Source organism: Sphingomonas sp. ABOLH (assembly GCF_003951715.1).
GTDB lineage: Bacteria > Pseudomonadota > Alphaproteobacteria > Sphingomonadales > Sphingomonadaceae > Sphingomonas > Sphingomonas hankookensis_A.
The window spans coordinates 1-15,305 of sequence record NZ_QQWV01000008.1 but is presented as its reverse complement, the minus strand read 5'-3'; the positions used below and the strand labels follow the sequence as shown (position 1 = coordinate 15,305).

Sequence of the window (15,305 nt, the reverse complement as noted above, 5' to 3'; positions counted from 1 at the left end):
AGGGAGCATAGAAGCCGGCGAGGCGTTCCGCCCCCGCAACGAAACTGCCCGGCGACCGGCCGGCATTGAACGAAACCGAGGCTGTCCTGCATGGCAATCGTCCGTCAACGCGTCGAATCCGGCGGGTTCATCCTGTTTCTGGCATTGATCACCGTCGCGCTGACGCTGGTCGTCTCCAGCTTCATCGGCGCGTTGCTATGGGCAGCGTTGGCGGCTTTGCTCTTCCAGCCCCTGTTTCAGCGTCTGCTGCGCTGGCGGCCGGGACAGCGCAACCTTGCCGCCGCGCTGACGCTGCTGATCATCACGGTCGCGGTCGTCATTCCGGCGATGATCATCGTCAGCATGGTCATCGATCAGGCAGCGGGCGTGTACGGCCAGCTGCGCACAGGACAGATCAACTTCGCGACCTATTTCGAACAGGTCCATGGCGCCCTGCCCGAACGAATCCGCCGGGCGATCGACAGCGCCGGCTTCGGCAGCTTTGAACGCGCCCAGCTGAAGATTTCGCAGGCCGCCAGCGCCAGCGCCAGCGTCCTCGCCCGCAGCGCGCTGTCGATCGGCGCGAACGCCGCGGCGTTCCTGCTGGCCTTCGGCGTCGGCCTGTACGTCACCTACTTCCTGCTCCGCGATGGCGAGCGGATCGGCCCTGCCGTCGTCCGCGCGCTGCCGCTCGAACCCGGCGTGGCGCAGCGGCTGGCCGACAAGTTCGTCGCCGTCGTGCGCGCGACGATCAAGGGGTCCGGCGTGGTCGCCCTCGTGCAGGGTGCGCTGGGCGCCATCACCTTCTGGATCGTCGGTCTGCCGGCCGCCTTGCTCTGGGGCGTGGTGATGGCGATCGTCGCGCTGTTGCCCGCCGTCGGGCCGGCGCTGATCTGGACTCCGGTCGCCATCTATCTGCTTGCGACAGGCGCGATCTGGCAGGGGGTCGTCGTGATCCTGTCGGGCGTGCTCGTCATCGGTCTTGCCGACAATATCCTGCGCCCGGTGCTGGTCGGGCGCGATACCGGCCTGCCCGACTGGCTGGTGCTGGTGACGACGCTGGGCGGGATCGACCTGATGGGGTTGAGCGGGATCGTCGTCGGACCGGTCGCGGGCGCGCTGTTCCTGACCGGGTGGCAGGTGTTGACCGAACAGCGGCGGATGCGCGCCGATACCGATCCGGCAGCCCAAATCGCCGCTACCGACGATACAGTATAATCCGACAAATAGCTTGTTCGCTTCTAGCTCCGGCGCCATCGTACCCGCATAACCGCTGGAGATGCCGAGATGGAACTTGCCCGCCGCGATCTGATCCTCAGCGCGGCCGCGCTGTCGCTGGCATCGAGTACACGGGGATTTGCCGCCGGCGACCGGCCGCTCGGCTATGCCATCGTCGGGCTCGGCAATTACGGCCTGGGCCGGATCATCCCCGAATTCGCCAACTGCCGACACAGCCGGCTGGCGGCGGTCGTCAGCGGCGACCGGGCCAAGGCGGAGAAGGTCGCCGCCGAGCACAATCTTCCCGCCGGATCGATCTACAACTACCGCGATTTCGACCGCATTCGCGACAATCCGGCGGTCGACATCGTGTATGTCTGCCTGCCCAATGCGATGAATGCCGAATACACCATTCGCGCCGCACAGGCCGGCAAGCATGTGCTGTGCGAAAAGCCGATGGCGGTATCGGTCGCCGAATGCGAGGCGATGATCGCCGCCTGTCGCAAGGCCGATCGCAAGCTGATGATCGGTTATCGTTGTCATTTCGAGCCGTACAATCTCGAAGCGATGCGACTGGCGAAGAGCGGTGCCGCGGGCAAGATCCGTTATATTCGGTCGGAACACGGCTTCACGGCAAGCGACCCGACGATGTGGCGGCTGAAGCGCGCCCTGTCGGGCGGCGGGTCGCTGATGGACATGGGCGTCTACAGCCTGCAGGCGGCACGCTACATGACCGGCGAGGAGCCGGTGGCGGTTACCGCGCGGGAGTCGACCGACCGCCGCGACCCGCGCTTTACCGATGTGGAGGACATGATCGACTGGACGCTGGAATTTCCCTCCGGCGCGATCGGCAGCTGCCAATCCTCCTACAGCGCCAACCACAATCACATCCTGCTGATGGGCGACAAGGGCCGGATCGAGCTGGAGCCCGCGACCGGCTATGCGGGGCAACGGATGTGGGTCGGCAACGGCCGCGAGCGCGAAGTCACGCCGCCGCCCGGCCCGGCAAAGACGCAATTCGCCGGGCAACTCGACCATCTGGCCCAATGTGTCGCGACGGGTCGGACCCCGATCGTCTCCGGTGAGGAAGGATTGCGCGACATGCGGATCATCGAGGCCATCTACCGATCGGCACGCGAAAACCGCACCATCCGGCTGGACGGCCGGGCATGAGCATCGCGCTACGCCTCGCGCCGCTTGCCCTGCTCTTGGCTGCGCCGACTACGGGCCAGGACTTCGCGAGCGGCAATGACATCGCCGCCCGCGTGGAAGCAATGGGCAAGGCGATGAAGCCCGGCCAGGGCTTTGCGTGGGAACCGGTGGTCCGCGACGGGGAACGGGTCGCGGCGCTGGAATATTGGAAGGCGCCGGGCCGACCGGCGGTGCATCCCGATCAGGCGGAATATGCCATCGTCATCGCTGGCGCCGGCACCCTCAGGACCGGCAAGTCGATGGAGGGCGGGAAGCAGACGCAGCCCGGTCTGATCGAGGGCGACCGGATCGTCGATCCGCTCGACCGGCCGCTGAAACCGGGCGACGTCCTGTTGATCCCGGCGGGCGTTCCCCACTGGTTCGGGATTACCGGTGACCGGCTGGTCCTGCTGGGGACCAAGATCCCGGCGAAATAGTAGGCGACGGGCAGGCGCGCGATGCCCCTGCCCGCCCGCCCCTCGTCAGAACTTCACGCCGGCGCGGGCGTACAGATAGCGCCCGTTGAAGCCGAACGGCGAGAAGCTCGAATAGGGAATGAAGTAGTTGTTGATAGCCGTCGCGCCGAGGATCGGGTTGCGCGTCGGATAGACGTCGAACAGGTTGTTCGCGCCGATCGCCAGCTCGAACTGCCCCGGCGTCGCGCGGAGTTCGAGATCGGTTAGCCACTTCGGTTCCAGCTCGACATCGGTGATCGCCGCGCCACCCGGCGACAGCGTGTTGCCGAAGCGGTTCGTGCGCGCCGTGATCCCGAAGATGCCCTGCGACCAGTCGAGGCCCAGATTGACCTTCGACCGCGGCTGCCCCTCGGTCAGGCGCAGCGATTCCTGCCGCCCGAACAGGGTAACACCCGGGATCGCCGACAGCGTCGACCGATCGGTGATGTCGGTCTGGTTATAGTTATAGCCGGCGGTCAGCGTGACGCTGCCGATACCCAGGTCCGGCACGCGATAGGTGCCGACCACCTCGACGCCCTGGGTCCGGGTGTCGATGCCGTTGATGAAGAAGCGCGCCGAGGTGATGTCCTGAATGCCCGCCGCGCGCAGCACGGCGACGACCGCCGTGCCCTGCAGGTTTTCGGACAGGATGATGCGATCGTTGATCTTGATGTTGTAATAGTCGGCGGTCAGCGTCAGCCCGCGCAGCGGGGTGAGCGTCAGGCCACCGCCGATATTCAGCGACTTTTCCGCCTCGAGCTGACGCGAACCCAGCGCACGCGCGACCGGATCGCCGACGCGGAAGGTGCCGATCTCGACCAGTGTCCCGCCGATATTCTGCGTGGCGAAGGACGAGAAGAACTGCTGCGCGAGGCTCGGCGCACGGAACCCGGTCGATATCGAGCCGCGGAGCGCCGCCCATTCGACCGGCGCGAAGCGCGCAGCGAGCTTGCCGTTCACCGTATCGCCGAAATCGCTGTAATGTTCGTAGCGGCCGGCGGCGACCACGTTGAACGCATCGCTGACCTTCGCGTCCAGTTCGGCATAGCCCGCGAAACTGTCGCGCGACGCATCGACGCGGCTGTTGGGCGAGAAGCCGGGGAAGCCCTGCGATCCGGCAGCGGCACCGTTGCTGAACGCGAACGGTCCGGCGGCATAGCTTTGCAATTCGCCGGCGACGATCTTGTAATTCTCGTTGCGATATTCGCCACCCAGCGCCAGCGATAGCGACGACAGGAAGCCGACGCTCAGCTCACGCTGCAGGTCGAGGTTGACGGTCTGCTGCCCAAACCGCGTACCGCCCGCGTTGAACGCCCGCTGCGATTGCGGGCCGAACGACGCGTTGTAGCTGTTCTCGATCCGGAAATCGAAGCTGTTGGTGCCGTAGACATAGGACAGGTCGTATTTGAACCCGGCCACTTCGCCCTTCACGCCCAGCGCGCCGGAGAAATCCTCCATCTGGCTGGTGATGAGCGGCAGGAAGCCATCGGCGTAATAAGGCGTGCAGACCGTGCCGGTGAAGGTGCAGTTGCGCAGGTCCTGGATGTTGCCAATGGTGTCGCGACCCGAAGCCCGACGGAAAAAGGCGGCGCTTTCGCCGTCACGCACGCCGTAGCTGCCGAAAATATAGAGTTCGGACGTGGCGCCGATGTCCACACCGCCGTTCAGGAAGAAGTTGAAGTCCGTCGTCTTCGCATCGCCGTAGCGGTGATTGACGCGGTTGGCGGTGAATTCGCGCGGGTCGACATTGCCGTTGCCGAGCAGGGGATAGAGCCGGCGCGGGTCGTAGCCGGCGCGGTCGGTCGGGTTGCGGTCGCGATATTCACCGGTCAGGTTCAGATAGGCGGTTTCCCCCATCGGAAGGCCCATATTGGCGGCGAAGGTGACAGTGCGGCCATCGCGGACCTCACGATCGCGCCCGGTTTCCTCCAGCACATAGGTGCCGTCGGCGCGGACCTGCGGCTGGCCGTTCGCCTGGCGCGCGATGCCCGAAACCTCGCCAACACCCTCCATCGACGAGATATATTTGCCATAGGTCATCGTCGCGCGGCCACCTTCGCGGCGCTTGAGCTGGACGTTGATGACGCCGGCGATCGCATCGGAACCATATTGCGAAGAGGCACCATCACGCAGCACGTCGATCCGCTCGATCGCGAGGCTGGGAATCGTGTTGAGGTCGACCGCCGACGAACCGCGCCCGACCGAGCCGTTGGCGTTGAGCAGCGAGGTGGTGTGGCGCCGCTTGCCGTTGACCAGCACCAGCGTCTGGTCGGGCGACAGACCGCGCAGCGTCGCGGGCCGCACGACGTCGGTGCCGTCGGTGATCGAGGGCTGCGGAAAGTTGAACGACGGGACCAGCTGGTTCAGCAGCTTGTTGGTTTCGGTATAGCCGGCATTGACCAGCGCATCGCCGGTGATGACGTCGACCGGCACCGGGCTTTCGGCCACGGTGCGGCCCTGCGCACGCGTGCCGACCACCAGGATCTCCTCGCCCGCCGGCACCTGGTCGGCAGGCGGCGGTGCGTCGGCGACCTGTGCGAAGGCGGGAATGGCGACCAGCGCACTCGACAGGAACAGGGCGCTGAAAACGGCTTTACGCATGAAAATCTCCCCCAGGCCGGGACCATTGCCCCGACCGTTGCCCCCTGAACCTCTCGCACGTAATATTCTGGCGCAAGGCGGCAGGGTGTCCGGTCACACGATTGTCACGCCACCGTTGCGGCGCTGCAACATCGCTTTTGGGCTCGAATCGCGCCTTCGCCATTGACAGCGCGGATCGGCTTGCCTAGTCACGATCCACTTGCCGCGTGGGGTATCTCCACGCGGACATATTGCATTTGGGAAAGAAGCAAGGGCCATGTTCGCAATCGTGCGCACGGGCGGCAAGCAGTATCGCGTTGCCGCAGGAGACAAGATCGTCGTCGAGAAGCTCGACGGCGAAGCTGGCAGCAACGTGACGCTCGGTGACGTGCTCCTTGCTGGCGAAGGTTCGGAACTGAAGTCGGTCGAAGGGCTGACGGTTTCGGCGGAAATCATCGCGCAGGCGAAGGGCGAGAAGGTCATCGTCTTCAAGAAGCGCCGCCGGCACAACTACCGTCGCAAGAACGGTCATCGCCAGCAGCACACCATCCTGAAGATCACCGCGATCGGCGACAAGCGCGCTGACGACAGCGCCGCCGCATAAGCGCCTGAGCGAATACGAGGAGTTTGAACCATGGCACATAAAAAAGCAGGCGGTTCGTCGCGCAACGGTCGTGATTCGGCCGGCCGTCGCCTTGGCGTGAAGAAGTTCGGTGGCCAGGAAGTGGTCGCGGGCAACATTATCGTGCGTCAGCGCGGCACCAAGTTCTACCCGGGCGTGAACGTCGGCATGGGCAAGGACCATACCCTGTTCGCCCTGGTCGACGGCCGCGTGGCGTTCAAGGAAGGCAAGCTCGGCCGCAAGTTCGCGTATGTCGAGATGCAGGCGCAGGCCGCAGAATAACGGGCTACCACACGGGTCGCCCACCAGGGTGACCCGGGTTCCGGCGACGGAACCAGCCAACAAGAGGGAGGCGGGTCACCCCGGCTCCCTTTTTTATTGCTCTCTCCGGCCCCTGCCCGCTTCTCGGAGCGGGTTGTGGCCCTATCGAGGCGTCGTGACGGAGCCGATTTTGGTTCAGGGCAAGAAGCGAGGAGCGGAGCGATGCTGATGCATCGTGACCGACGAGCGACGCCGCCCTGAGCCAAGATCGGCCCGCCGCAGGGCGGTTACACTGTCGTGCCCGCCGGTTGCGTCGCGAGGCTTGCAGGTAGCGCCGCTACCTGCTGCGCCCCGCTCCTTGCCGGACGAACACGACAGGGCAATCACGACGCCTCGATATGGTCACAACCCGCTCTAGCGGAGGCGCGGCGTATTGGAGAGACGCTGATGTTCGCCCGTACCGAACGCCTGACCCTGCGCCCCGGCTGGACCGAGGACGTCCCGGCCCTGCACGCCGCGATGGGGCACGAGGCCGTCGTGCGCAACCTGTCGCGCGCGCCGTGGCCGTACACGCTGAGCGACGCCGAGGCGTTCGTCGCCGGATGGCAGGGTAACGCCGGCCCGACCTTCCTGATCTTTGCCCATGATAGGGGACGCTGCGACCTGATCGGCGGGATCGGCATCGGTCCGCTCGGCGACGTCCCGCACATGCTCGGCTATTGGATCACGCCATCGGCATGGGGCCGCGGCTATGCGACCGAGGCGGGGCGCGCGGCGCTCGACATTGCCGCGACGCTGGGCATCGGCCGGGTCGAGGCCGGCCATTATGTCGACAACCCCGCATCGGGCGCGGTGCTGCGGCGACTAGGCTTTGCCCCGACCGGCACGCGCAGCATGATCCATTCGCGCGGGCGCGGCGCGGAGGTCGAGACGGTCGACTATGCGATCGACCTGTCGCAACGGCGGCGCGACTGGCGGCTTGCCGCCTGATCGCAACGGAACGCAACGCCGGTCCGGCTGGTTGAAGCCGGACGGCGCTGCTGCCGTACGAGAGGACGCCCCGATGATCGATCCCGAAACGCCGAACGAACAGGAAGAAATGGAAGAGGTCCAGGAAGAAGCCGCCGAGGAACGCGAAGAAGAAGGCGGCTATCAGTAAGACAGCCTGGCGGCCGGCATCTATGCACCATCGTCATTGCGCACCGCACGGACGTACCGCATAGTGTCGGTCGCAAAATTGGGAGGTGACGTATGAGACGCTTCTTGCCCGCGCTGTTACCGAGCCTCGTCTTCGCGTTTCCAGCAACTGCGCAGGAAAGTCCTCCCTCCACAAACCCCGACATCGTCGTCAGCGGCCGGCTGTCGATGCCGCAAAACCCGCAGACGACGATCCTGCCGCCACCCGCAGTCATTTTCGATGTCGAATCCGCGACCCTGTTCGAGGACGCGTCGCGTCGTGCGGCGATGTGCGCCACGCGCGGCGGGCCGAGGCGGCTGGCGCAGCTGCGCGACGTCGTCGATGGCGTATTCGCCACCCCACGACAGGAGCGGGCGCAGGACCGTATGGTCTGGACGACGTCGACCTGCGGCGAAGGCGCTGCGGTTCGTGCGCATGGCGTCAGCATGGTCGGGCAGGTCAATGTCCGCGCCGATTCCGCTTCCTATCCCGGAATCCTGTATCGCGGTGCCTTCATCATCGAAACGCTCCGCGCCTTTGCCCCCAATCTTGCCTTGACCCGCGAGCAGCTGGCCGACCCGGTCGTGCAGCAGCGATTTCTGATGCGCGAGGATGCGCGCGCCAGCAAACGCCTGCCCAACGATCTGCGCTTCTTCAGGACGACGATCTGCATGGTTCGCGAACAGCCGGAACTGGCCATCCGGCTGGTTCAGACCAACCCCGTCGAACAATCGACCGCAGCGGTCCAGGCGCATCTGATCGAACGCACGCGGGGATGCACGGGCTATCAGAAACAGCTGGTCGTCGATCCGTTCCAGCTCCGGGCGTTCGTCGCCGATGCCCTGTATCGATGGACCCTTGCCGTGCGGGACGTCGATACGCTGATCCCGACGCAACGGGCGAGCGTGGATAGGAACAAAGCCAGGTCGGTGAACTGATGCCGGGGGCTCACCCCTCCAGCAGGTCGAGATAGCCGACCACGTCGCTGCTCGTCTGAAGATACAGGCCCGCCTGTATCTCCTCCGGCTCCCGCGCTGCTGCGGCCATCGCTTCGCTCAGCGTGCCATAGAGGATCGTCGTCGCGACCCCGCCCTCGTCGTCGAGGTGGTAGAGCCGGACCGAGGCGTCTTCCGATACCGTTCGCATGGGGAACGTCCTGCCCCGCGCCGCGACGCGGGGCAAGGCGTCAGGCGCTGGCGAGGCGTGCCGCCTCGAACTCGCTGTCGACCAGCCCGATCAATTCGCGGTCATCGTGATTCCACGGGTGGAAGCCGGGCAGGAAGAAGGACAGCCACATCCCCATGACCTTACGTGCCATGCCGGGCCGGCCGAACGCATAGGCGAACAGCCGCCATTTGACCCGCGCACCGGTCAACCCGTCCTGCGCGAGCAGATCGAGCATCCCGACCGTGCGCCCGCGGAAGAATTTGGCGGTGACGATCAGCATCACCAGCGTCTTGACCCACCAGCGCTTCAGGCGGGTCCAGTCGCGGGTGGCGTGCAGCCAGGTGTCATAGGCCACGCCCTTATGCTCGATCTCCTCGATCGCGTGCCACCGCCACAGGTCGGCGGCGGCCTGATCCCCGCCGGCCAGATGCCGGGGGTTCGCGACCAGTTCATGCGCGAGGATCGCGGTGAAATGTTCCAGCGCCATCGTCGCTGCGAGGTTGGCGATCGGCGGCTTGCCTCGCGTGATCGCCAGCTCGTGATCGACCCGCGCTTCCAGCCGCGACGTATCATAGCCCTGGTCGGCGACATGGCGGTTGAACGCGACATGTTCGCGGGTGTGGATCGCCTCCTGCTTGATGAAGGCGCGGATCTCGGCGGCGAGGCGCGGCGGCACGTCGTCGCGGAACTGGCGAACGCTGTCGATGAAGAAGCCTTCGCCCTTCGGAAAGGTCACCGACAGCGCGTTGTAGAAGGCGGTGGCGATCGGATCATCGTTCAGCCAATAGCGCCGATAGCTGCCGCCCCGCCCGAAGCGGACGTCGCGCGGGGTGATGGTCAGATCGGCGGGAGTCTTTGCTTTCGACACGGTTCTGCTCCACATCATCGCATGGAATCTGGGAATTACTTACAACAATGTCAATAGCCAGGCGACGCCTCTCCCCCGAAGCGTCGCGCGACGCCGCGCTGGACGCCGCGCGCGACCTGCTGATCGAAGCCGGGCCGCAGGCGGTGACGTTGAAGGCGGTGGCGACGCGCATCGGGCGGACGCACGCCAATCTGCTGCATCATTTCGGGTCGGCATCGGGGCTGCAAAAGGCGCTGGCCGAGCGGATGGCGACGACGATCACCGCGACGATTGGTGCGGCGGTGCTGCGCGTGCGCGACGGCGACCATGATCCGCGCGAGATCGTCGACCTGACGTTCGACGCCTTCGATCGCGAAGGCGCCGGGGCGCTGGCCAGCTGGATGATCCTGTCGGGCAATGACGATGCGCTCGACCCCATCCTTGATGCCATTCATGCGCTGGTCGACCGGCTGGGCCATGAGAACGCGCTGAGCGGGATGCCGCTGGCGGACGAGACGCTGCAGCTGGTGCTGATGGCGCTGGGTGATGCGCTGCTCGGCGGGGCGATGGCCAAGGCGTTGCGCCTGCCGCGCGAGCGCGCGCGCGAACTGGCGGTGCGCAGCCTGATCGCGGTGCGGGACGAAGCGCGCCCGTGCTGATCCGCGCGGCGACGGCCGCGGACCGGGCGGCGATTGCGGAGATCATCGTGCCGATCATCCGCGCCGGCGAGAGCTATGCGCTCGATCGCGCCATGACGGCCGAGCAAGCGCTGGCCTATTGGTTCGCGCCCGGCAACAGCGTGTTCGTCGCCGAGGTCGAGGGCCGGGTGCTGGGCAGCTATTACTGCCGCGCCAACCATGCCGGCGGTGGCGGCCATGTCGCCAATTGCGGCTATGCGACCCAGGCGCAGGCCACCGGACGCGGCATCGCGCGGACAATGGCGCTGCACTCGTTCGACCATGCCCGCGCGGCGGGTTTCCGGGCGATGCAGTTCAACTTCGTCGTCGCCAGCAACGTGCGCGCGGTGTGGCTGTGGCTGTCGCTGGGGTTCGAACAGGTCGGGCGACTGCCCGGTGCGTTCGAGCATCCGTCGCTGGGGGAGGTCGACGCGCTGGTGCTGTACCGGTCGTTATAGCATAACCCCCTTCCCCCTTGGGGCGACTCCGACTAAGCGCACGCCATGCATTTTCTCGATCAAGCCAAGATCTTCGTCCGTTCGGGCGCGGGTGGCCCCGGCGCCGTCAGCTTTCGCCGTGAAAAATTCATGGAATATGGCGGCCCGGACGGCGGCAATGGCGGCAAGGGCGGCGACATCATCTTCGAAGCGGTTCCCGGGCTGAACACGCTGATCGATTTCCGTTATACCCAGCATTTCCGCGCACCGCGCGGCAGCGGCGGCGCGGGCGCGAACCGCACCGGTCCGGGCGGGCGCGACCTGATCATCCGCGTGCCGGTCGGAACGCAGGTGCTTTCGGAGGACAAGGAAACGGTGCTGGCCGACTTCACCCGGCCGGGGCAGCGCGAGGTATTCCTGCGCGGCGGCGATGGCGGGCGCGGCAATGCCAGCTACAAGACGTCGACCAACCGCGCCCCGCGCCAGCACGGCACCGGCTGGCCGGGCGACGAGGCGTGGGTGTGGCTGCGCCTGAAGCTGCTGGCCGATGCGGGTCTCGTCGGGTTGCCCAATGCCGGCAAGTCGACCTTCATCAATGCGGTGACCAATGCGAACGCGAAGGTCGGCGCCTATGCCTTCACTACCACCCGCCCGCAGCTGGGCGTGGTCAGCCACAAGCAGCGCGAGTTCGTGGTGGCGGACATACCCGGCCTGATCGAAGGCGCGGCGGACGGCGCGGGGATCGGCGACCGGTTCCTGGGGCATATCGAGCGGTGCCGGGTGCTGCTGCACCTGATCGACAGCCATGCCGACGATCCGGTCGCGGCCTATCGCATCGTGCGCGGCGAGCTGGAGGCGTACGGTGCCGACCTGGCCGAAAAGCCGGAGGTGATCGCGCTGAACAAGGCCGATCTGCTCGACGAGGAACTGACCGAGGCGCTGATCGCCGAGCTGGAAGCCGAGAGCGGTGCGCAGGTGCTGCCGTTGTCGGGTGCCACCGGGCAGGGGCTGGAAGCGGTGCTCGACCGGCTGATCGAGGCGATCGGGCCCAGCGAGATGCACGCGCAGGACACGGGCGAGGACGAGGAACCGCGCGAATGGTCGCCGATCTAGGGGCGAGCGACGTCTTCGGCCCGGCCACCTGCCCGCGCCTGATCGTCAAGGTCGGGTCGGCGTTGCTGGTCGCGCCGGATGGGCAGGCGCGGCGGGAGTGGCTGGCGTCGCTGGTCGCGGACATTGCCGGGCGGGTCGCTGCCGGGCAGCAGGTCGTCATCGTATCGTCGGGGGCGATCGCGCTCGGCGCGCGGCGGCTTGGGCTGCCCAAGGGCGGGCGCGCCAGCCTGGAGGACGCGCAGGCGGCGGCGGCGACCGGGCAGATCGCGCTGTCGAGCATCTGGGCCGAACTGCTCGGCGCGCACGGGCTGACTGCCGCACAGCTGCTCGTGACGCTCGACGATCTGGAGGATCGCCGACGCTATCTCAACGTCTCGGCGACGCTCGGGCGGTTGCTGACGCTGGGCGTCGTTCCGGTCGTCAACGAGAATGACAGCGTCGCGACCGAGGAGATCCGGTTCGGCGACAACGACCGCCTTGCCGCGCGGGTCGGCGCGGCGGCGCGCGCGAACGGCGTGGTGCTGCTGTCCGATATCGACGGGCTGTACGATTCGAACCCCCATGGCAATCCGGACGCCAGGCTGATCCCGCATGTCGCGCAGATCGATGCCGATATCATGGCGATGGCCGATACCCGGTCGTCGTCGGGCATGGGATCGGGCGGCATGGTGTCGAAGATCGAGGCGGCGCGGATCGCGACCGCCGCCGGCGCGAACCTCGCCATCGCGACCGGACGGATCGACCACCCGCTCGCACAGTTCGGCGAAACCGGCCATGGCACGGTGTTCGCGACCGCCGGCAACGCCCCGGCGCGCAAGGCGTGGCTGTCGGGCGGGCTGACCGATCGCGGGTCGATCCGGATCGATGCCGGTGCCGCGCGCGCATTGTCGAGCGGGCGCAGCCTGCTGCCGGCCGGCGCCATCGAGGTTGCGGGCGATTTCTCGCGCGGCGATCTGGTGCGGATCATCGATGCCGAGGGCCGTGCGATCGCACGTGGCCTGGCCGAATATGACGCGGGTGAAGCGGCGCGGATCGTCGGACGGCGCAGCGACGAGCTGGCCGATCTGCTGGGCTATGCGCCGCGCTCCGCACTGGTGCATCGCAACCATATGGCGCTGTTGTGAGGACGATGGCGCTGACCGGCGGGACCGGCTTCGTCGGTCGCCGCGTGATCGCGCAGGCGGTCGGGCAGGACTGGCACATCCGCGCGCTGACCCGCCGCGCCCAGCCTGCCGAGCCGAACGTGAACTGGGTGCGCGGCGCGCTCGACAAGCCCGACAGCCTTGCCGAACTGATGGTCGGTGCCGACGTCGTGCTGCACGTCGCCGGGGTCGTGAACGCGCCGGACGCTGCCGGCTTCACCGCGGGCAATGTCGCAGGCACGCAGGCGGTACTCGACGCGGCACGCGCCGCCGGCGTGCGGCGGTTCGTCCATGTCTCTTCGCTGTCGGCGCGCGAGCCGCAGCTTTCCGCCTATGGCGCGTCGAAGCGGGCCGGCGAGGAACTGGTCGCTGCCAGCGATCGCGACTGGACCATCGTCCGCCCGACCGGCGTCTATGGTCCCGGCGATACCGAGATGCGCGACATGTTCCGCATGGCGCAGATGGGCCTGGCGCTGCTGCCACCACCGGGCAAGGTGGCGTTGGTCGCGGTGGACGATCTCGCGCGGCTGCTGCTGGCGCTGGCCGAACGCGACGGTCCGCGCGACGTGCTGGAGGTCGATGACGGCCGGGCGATGACCCATGCCGAGATGGCGAGGCTGATCGGTGATGCGGTCGGGCGGCGGGTGCTCGCGATGCACCTGCCCGCCGGGTTGCTGCAGCTGGGCGCACGGATCGACCGCAAGCTGCGGGGGGCGCAAGCCAAGCTGACGCCCGATCGCGCCAGCTATCTCGCACATCCCGACTGGACCGCCGATCCCGCCCGGCGCCCGCCGCCCGACCTGTGGGAGCCACGGATCGACACGGCGCGCGGCCTTGCCGACACCGCGGCATGGTATCGCGCGCATCGTCTGCTATAGCCCCGCGCAACCACGCATATTGGAAAGACCCGCATGAGCGACCGCGCCGCCACCTTCGCCACGATCACCGACCTGGTCGAACCGTTCAACAAGAAGGGCGTCGAGCTGACCGAGGCAACGACCTTTGCCGGCGATCTCGAATGGGACAGCCTGACCGTGATGGATTTCGTCGCGGCGGTCGAGGACGAATTCGACATCGTCATCACCATGAACATGCAGGCGGACATCGAAACCGTCGGCCAGCTGGCCGATGCCGTCGAGAAGCTGAAGACCGCCTGACCTCCCTGCCCGGCCCCCGAAAGACCGACACCATGACCGAAGCCGCCGCCACCCCCCACGCCCTGCCCGATTCGCCCGAGACGGTCGCGCCGGAACGCGACCTGTTCAGCAAGTTCGACGCGCTGATCGCCGAGCGGGAAGCGCTGTTGGCGACCGGCGTGCGCGATCCCTTCGCGATCGTGATGGACAAGGTGACGTCGCCGACCCAGGCGGTGATCCGGGGCAAGGACACGATCCTGCTCGGCACCTATAATTATATGGGCATGACCTTCGACCCCGACGTCGTGGCGGCGGGCAAGAAGGCGCTGGACGAGTTCGGGTCGGGCACGACCGGCAGCCGGGTGCTGAACGGCACCTATGACCCGCACAAGGATTGCGAGGCGGCGCTGCGCGAATTCTATGGCACCGAGCATGCCATGGTGTTTTCGACCGGTTATCAGGCGAATCTTGGCATCATCTCCACGCTGGCGGGCAAGGGCGAATATATCATCCTCGACGCCGACAGCCATGCGTCGATCTATGACGGCTGCTCGCTCGGCAATGCCGAAATCGTGCGCTTCCGCCACAATTCGGTCGAGGATCTCGACCGACGCCTCGGCCGCCTGCCCAAGGAACCGGGCAAGCTCGTCGTGCTGGAAGGCGTCTATTCGATGCTCGGCGACATCGCCCCGCTGCCCGAAATGGTCGCGGTCGCGAAGAAGCATGGCGCAATGGTGCTGGTCGACGAAGCGCATGGCATGGGATTCTTCGGCCCCAACGGGCGCGGCGTGTACGAGGAGCAGGGTGTCGAGAAGGACGTCGATTTCGTCGTCGGCACCTTCTCCAAATCGGTCGGCACGGTCGGCGGTTTCTGCGTATCGAACCATCCGAAGTTCGACGTGATGCGGCTGGTGTGCCGCCCCTATGTCTTCACCGCATCGCTGCCGCCGTCGGTCGTCGCGACCGCCGCGACGTCGATCCGCAAACTGATGCATGCCGGCGACAAGCGGGCGCACCTGTGGCGCAATTCGAAGCGGCTGCACGGCGGTCTCAAGGACCTCGGCTTCAAGCTCGGCACCGAGACGCCGCAGTCGGCGATCATCGCGGTCATCCTCGAGGATCAGCAGCAGGCGGTGCTGATGTGGCAGGCGCTGTTGGAAGGCGGCCTGTACGTCAACATGGCCCGCCCGCCCGCGACCCCGGCCGGCACCTTCCTGCTGCGCTGCTCGCTGTGCGCGGAGCATAGCGCCGAACAGGTCGAGACGATCCTCGGCATGTTCGAAGCCGCCGGCAAGGCGGTGGG

17 protein-coding genes are annotated in these 15,305 nt (G+C 66.8%); 14 read left to right on the top strand and 3 right to left on the bottom strand.

All coding sequences use genetic code 11. From position 1 onward, the window contains the following. The first annotated feature begins 90 nt into the window (after positions 1 to 90). From CA237_RS05645 to CA237_RS05635, 3 genes are all read left to right on the top strand, one after another. Positions 91 to 1,197 carry an AI-2E family transporter gene (locus CA237_RS05645; protein WP_066689155.1) on the top strand — a complete coding sequence of 369 codons (1,107 nt, stop codon included), beginning with the start codon at positions 91 to 93 and terminating at the stop codon, positions 1,195 to 1,197. A gap of 69 nt (positions 1,198 to 1,266) precedes the next feature. Next, entirely contained in the window at positions 1,267 to 2,370 is a 1,104-nt protein-coding gene (locus tag CA237_RS05640; protein WP_126013305.1) for a Gfo/Idh/MocA family oxidoreductase, read from the top strand. Next, on the top strand, positions 2,367 to 2,825 hold the full coding sequence (locus CA237_RS05635) for a cupin domain-containing protein (protein ID WP_126013302.1): 459 nt from the start codon (positions 2,367 to 2,369) through the stop codon (positions 2,823 to 2,825). Before CA237_RS05640 ends, CA237_RS05635 begins: the two co-directional genes overlap by 4 nt. A 45-nt stretch (positions 2,826 to 2,870) precedes the next feature. Here the strand turns inward: CA237_RS05635 and CA237_RS05630 are convergent, their stop codons facing one another. Further along, complete coding sequence (locus tag CA237_RS05630; protein WP_066689159.1) at positions 2,871 to 5,444, bottom strand: TonB-dependent receptor; 2,574 nt, start codon at positions 5,442 to 5,444, stop codon at positions 2,871 to 2,873. Between the two features lie 256 nt (positions 5,445 to 5,700). On the opposite strand from CA237_RS05630, the gene rplU reads away from it, so the two are divergent. The 4 genes from rplU to CA237_RS05610 all read left to right on the top strand — a co-directional run bounded on the left by rplU (position 5,701) and on the right by CA237_RS05610 (position 8,421). Then, complete coding sequence (gene rplU, locus CA237_RS05625) at positions 5,701 to 6,027, top strand: 50S ribosomal protein L21 (RefSeq protein WP_055785208.1); 327 nt, start codon at positions 5,701 to 5,703, stop codon at positions 6,025 to 6,027. A gap of 30 nt (positions 6,028 to 6,057) precedes the next feature. Next, entirely contained in the window at positions 6,058 to 6,327 is a 270-nt protein-coding gene (gene rpmA, locus CA237_RS05620) for a 50S ribosomal protein L27 (protein ID WP_055755412.1), read from the top strand. A 426-nt stretch (positions 6,328 to 6,753) separates the two neighbouring features. Then, positions 6,754 to 7,296 (top strand): GNAT family N-acetyltransferase, encoded by a 543-nt coding sequence (locus tag CA237_RS05615; RefSeq protein WP_198158505.1) that lies wholly within the window; start codon positions 6,754 to 6,756, stop codon positions 7,294 to 7,296. A 261-nt stretch (positions 7,297 to 7,557) separates the two neighbouring features. Then, positions 7,558 to 8,421, top strand: a complete 864-nt coding sequence (locus CA237_RS05610; protein WP_157092691.1) for a hypothetical protein — start codon at positions 7,558 to 7,560, stop codon at positions 8,419 to 8,421. 10 nt (positions 8,422 to 8,431) lie between these two features. Here CA237_RS05610 and CA237_RS05605 read toward each other — a convergent pair whose 3' ends face one another. Beyond that, positions 8,432 to 8,629, bottom strand: coding sequence for a hypothetical protein (locus tag CA237_RS05605; RefSeq protein ID WP_066689162.1), 198 nt, complete (start codon positions 8,627 to 8,629; stop codon positions 8,432 to 8,434). 40 nt (positions 8,630 to 8,669) lie between these two features. Next, a complete protein-coding gene (locus tag CA237_RS05600) occupies positions 8,670 to 9,518 on the bottom strand; it encodes a metal-dependent hydrolase (RefSeq protein ID WP_232307886.1) in 849 nt (282 codons plus the stop codon). Between the two features lie 47 nt (positions 9,519 to 9,565). Here CA237_RS05600 and CA237_RS05595 point away from each other — a divergent pair, with 47 nt between their 5' ends. The 7 genes from CA237_RS05595 to CA237_RS05565 all read left to right on the top strand — a co-directional run. Then, positions 9,566 to 10,156 (top strand): TetR/AcrR family transcriptional regulator, encoded by a 591-nt coding sequence (locus tag CA237_RS05595; RefSeq protein WP_066689163.1) that lies wholly within the window; start codon positions 9,566 to 9,568, stop codon positions 10,154 to 10,156. Further along, positions 10,150 to 10,632 carry a GNAT family N-acetyltransferase gene (locus CA237_RS05590; protein ID WP_066689165.1) on the top strand — a complete coding sequence of 161 codons (483 nt, stop codon included), beginning with the start codon at positions 10,150 to 10,152 and terminating at the stop codon, positions 10,630 to 10,632. Before CA237_RS05595 ends, CA237_RS05590 begins: the two co-directional genes overlap by 7 nt. 45 nt (positions 10,633 to 10,677) lie before the next feature. Beyond that, a complete protein-coding gene (obgE, locus tag CA237_RS05585; RefSeq protein WP_066689167.1) occupies positions 10,678 to 11,724 on the top strand; it encodes a GTPase ObgE in 1,047 nt (348 codons plus the stop codon). Beyond that, a complete protein-coding gene (gene proB, locus CA237_RS05580; protein WP_066689168.1) occupies positions 11,709 to 12,848 on the top strand; it encodes a glutamate 5-kinase in 1,140 nt (379 codons plus the stop codon). The genes obgE and proB overlap by 16 nt, the downstream gene beginning before the upstream one ends. A gap of 5 nt (positions 12,849 to 12,853) precedes the next feature. Further along, positions 12,854 to 13,744: an NAD(P)H-binding protein gene (locus CA237_RS05575; protein WP_126013386.1), complete on the top strand. Its 891-nt coding sequence runs from the start codon at positions 12,854 to 12,856 to the stop codon at positions 13,742 to 13,744. Positions 13,745 to 13,777: 33 nt separating this feature from the next. Next, the gene (locus tag CA237_RS05570; protein ID WP_066693030.1) at positions 13,778 to 14,023 is read left to right on the top strand and encodes an acyl carrier protein; all 246 of its coding nucleotides are present in this window, start codon (positions 13,778 to 13,780) and stop codon (positions 14,021 to 14,023) included. Positions 14,024 to 14,055: 32 nt separating this feature from the next. Further along, a partial coding sequence (locus CA237_RS05565) for an aminotransferase class I/II-fold pyridoxal phosphate-dependent enzyme (RefSeq protein ID WP_126013296.1) occupies positions 14,056 to 15,305 on the top strand: 1,250 nt, incomplete at its 3' end.

Coding starts and splice junctions, on each gene's coding strand:
- CA237_RS05645 (WP_066689155.1), top strand. CDS start 91: ATGGCAATCGTCCGTCAACGCGTCGAATCCGGCGGGTTCATCCTGTTT.
- CA237_RS05640 (WP_126013305.1), top strand. CDS start 1,267: ATGGAACTTGCCCGCCGCGATCTGATCCTCAGCGCGGCCGCGCTGTCG.
- CA237_RS05635 (WP_126013302.1), top strand. CDS start 2,367: ATGAGCATCGCGCTACGCCTCGCGCCGCTTGCCCTGCTCTTGGCTGCG.
- CA237_RS05630 (WP_066689159.1), bottom strand. CDS start 5,444: ATGCGTAAAGCCGTTTTCAGCGCCCTGTTCCTGTCGAGTGCGCTGGTC.
- rplU (WP_055785208.1), top strand. CDS start 5,701: ATGTTCGCAATCGTGCGCACGGGCGGCAAGCAGTATCGCGTTGCCGCA.
- rpmA (WP_055755412.1), top strand. CDS start 6,058: ATGGCACATAAAAAAGCAGGCGGTTCGTCGCGCAACGGTCGTGATTCG.
- CA237_RS05615 (WP_198158505.1), top strand. CDS start 6,754: ATGTTCGCCCGTACCGAACGCCTGACCCTGCGCCCCGGCTGGACCGAG.
- CA237_RS05610 (WP_157092691.1), top strand. CDS start 7,558: ATGAGACGCTTCTTGCCCGCGCTGTTACCGAGCCTCGTCTTCGCGTTT.
- CA237_RS05605 (WP_066689162.1), bottom strand. CDS start 8,629: ATGCGAACGGTATCGGAAGACGCCTCGGTCCGGCTCTACCACCTCGAC.
- CA237_RS05595 (WP_066689163.1), top strand. CDS start 9,566: ATGTCAATAGCCAGGCGACGCCTCTCCCCCGAAGCGTCGCGCGACGCC.
- obgE (WP_066689167.1), top strand. CDS start 10,678: ATGCATTTTCTCGATCAAGCCAAGATCTTCGTCCGTTCGGGCGCGGGT.
- proB (WP_066689168.1), top strand. CDS start 11,709: ATGGTCGCCGATCTAGGGGCGAGCGACGTCTTCGGCCCGGCCACCTGC.
- CA237_RS05575 (WP_126013386.1), top strand. CDS start 12,854: ATGGCGCTGACCGGCGGGACCGGCTTCGTCGGTCGCCGCGTGATCGCG.
- CA237_RS05570 (WP_066693030.1), top strand. CDS start 13,778: ATGAGCGACCGCGCCGCCACCTTCGCCACGATCACCGACCTGGTCGAA.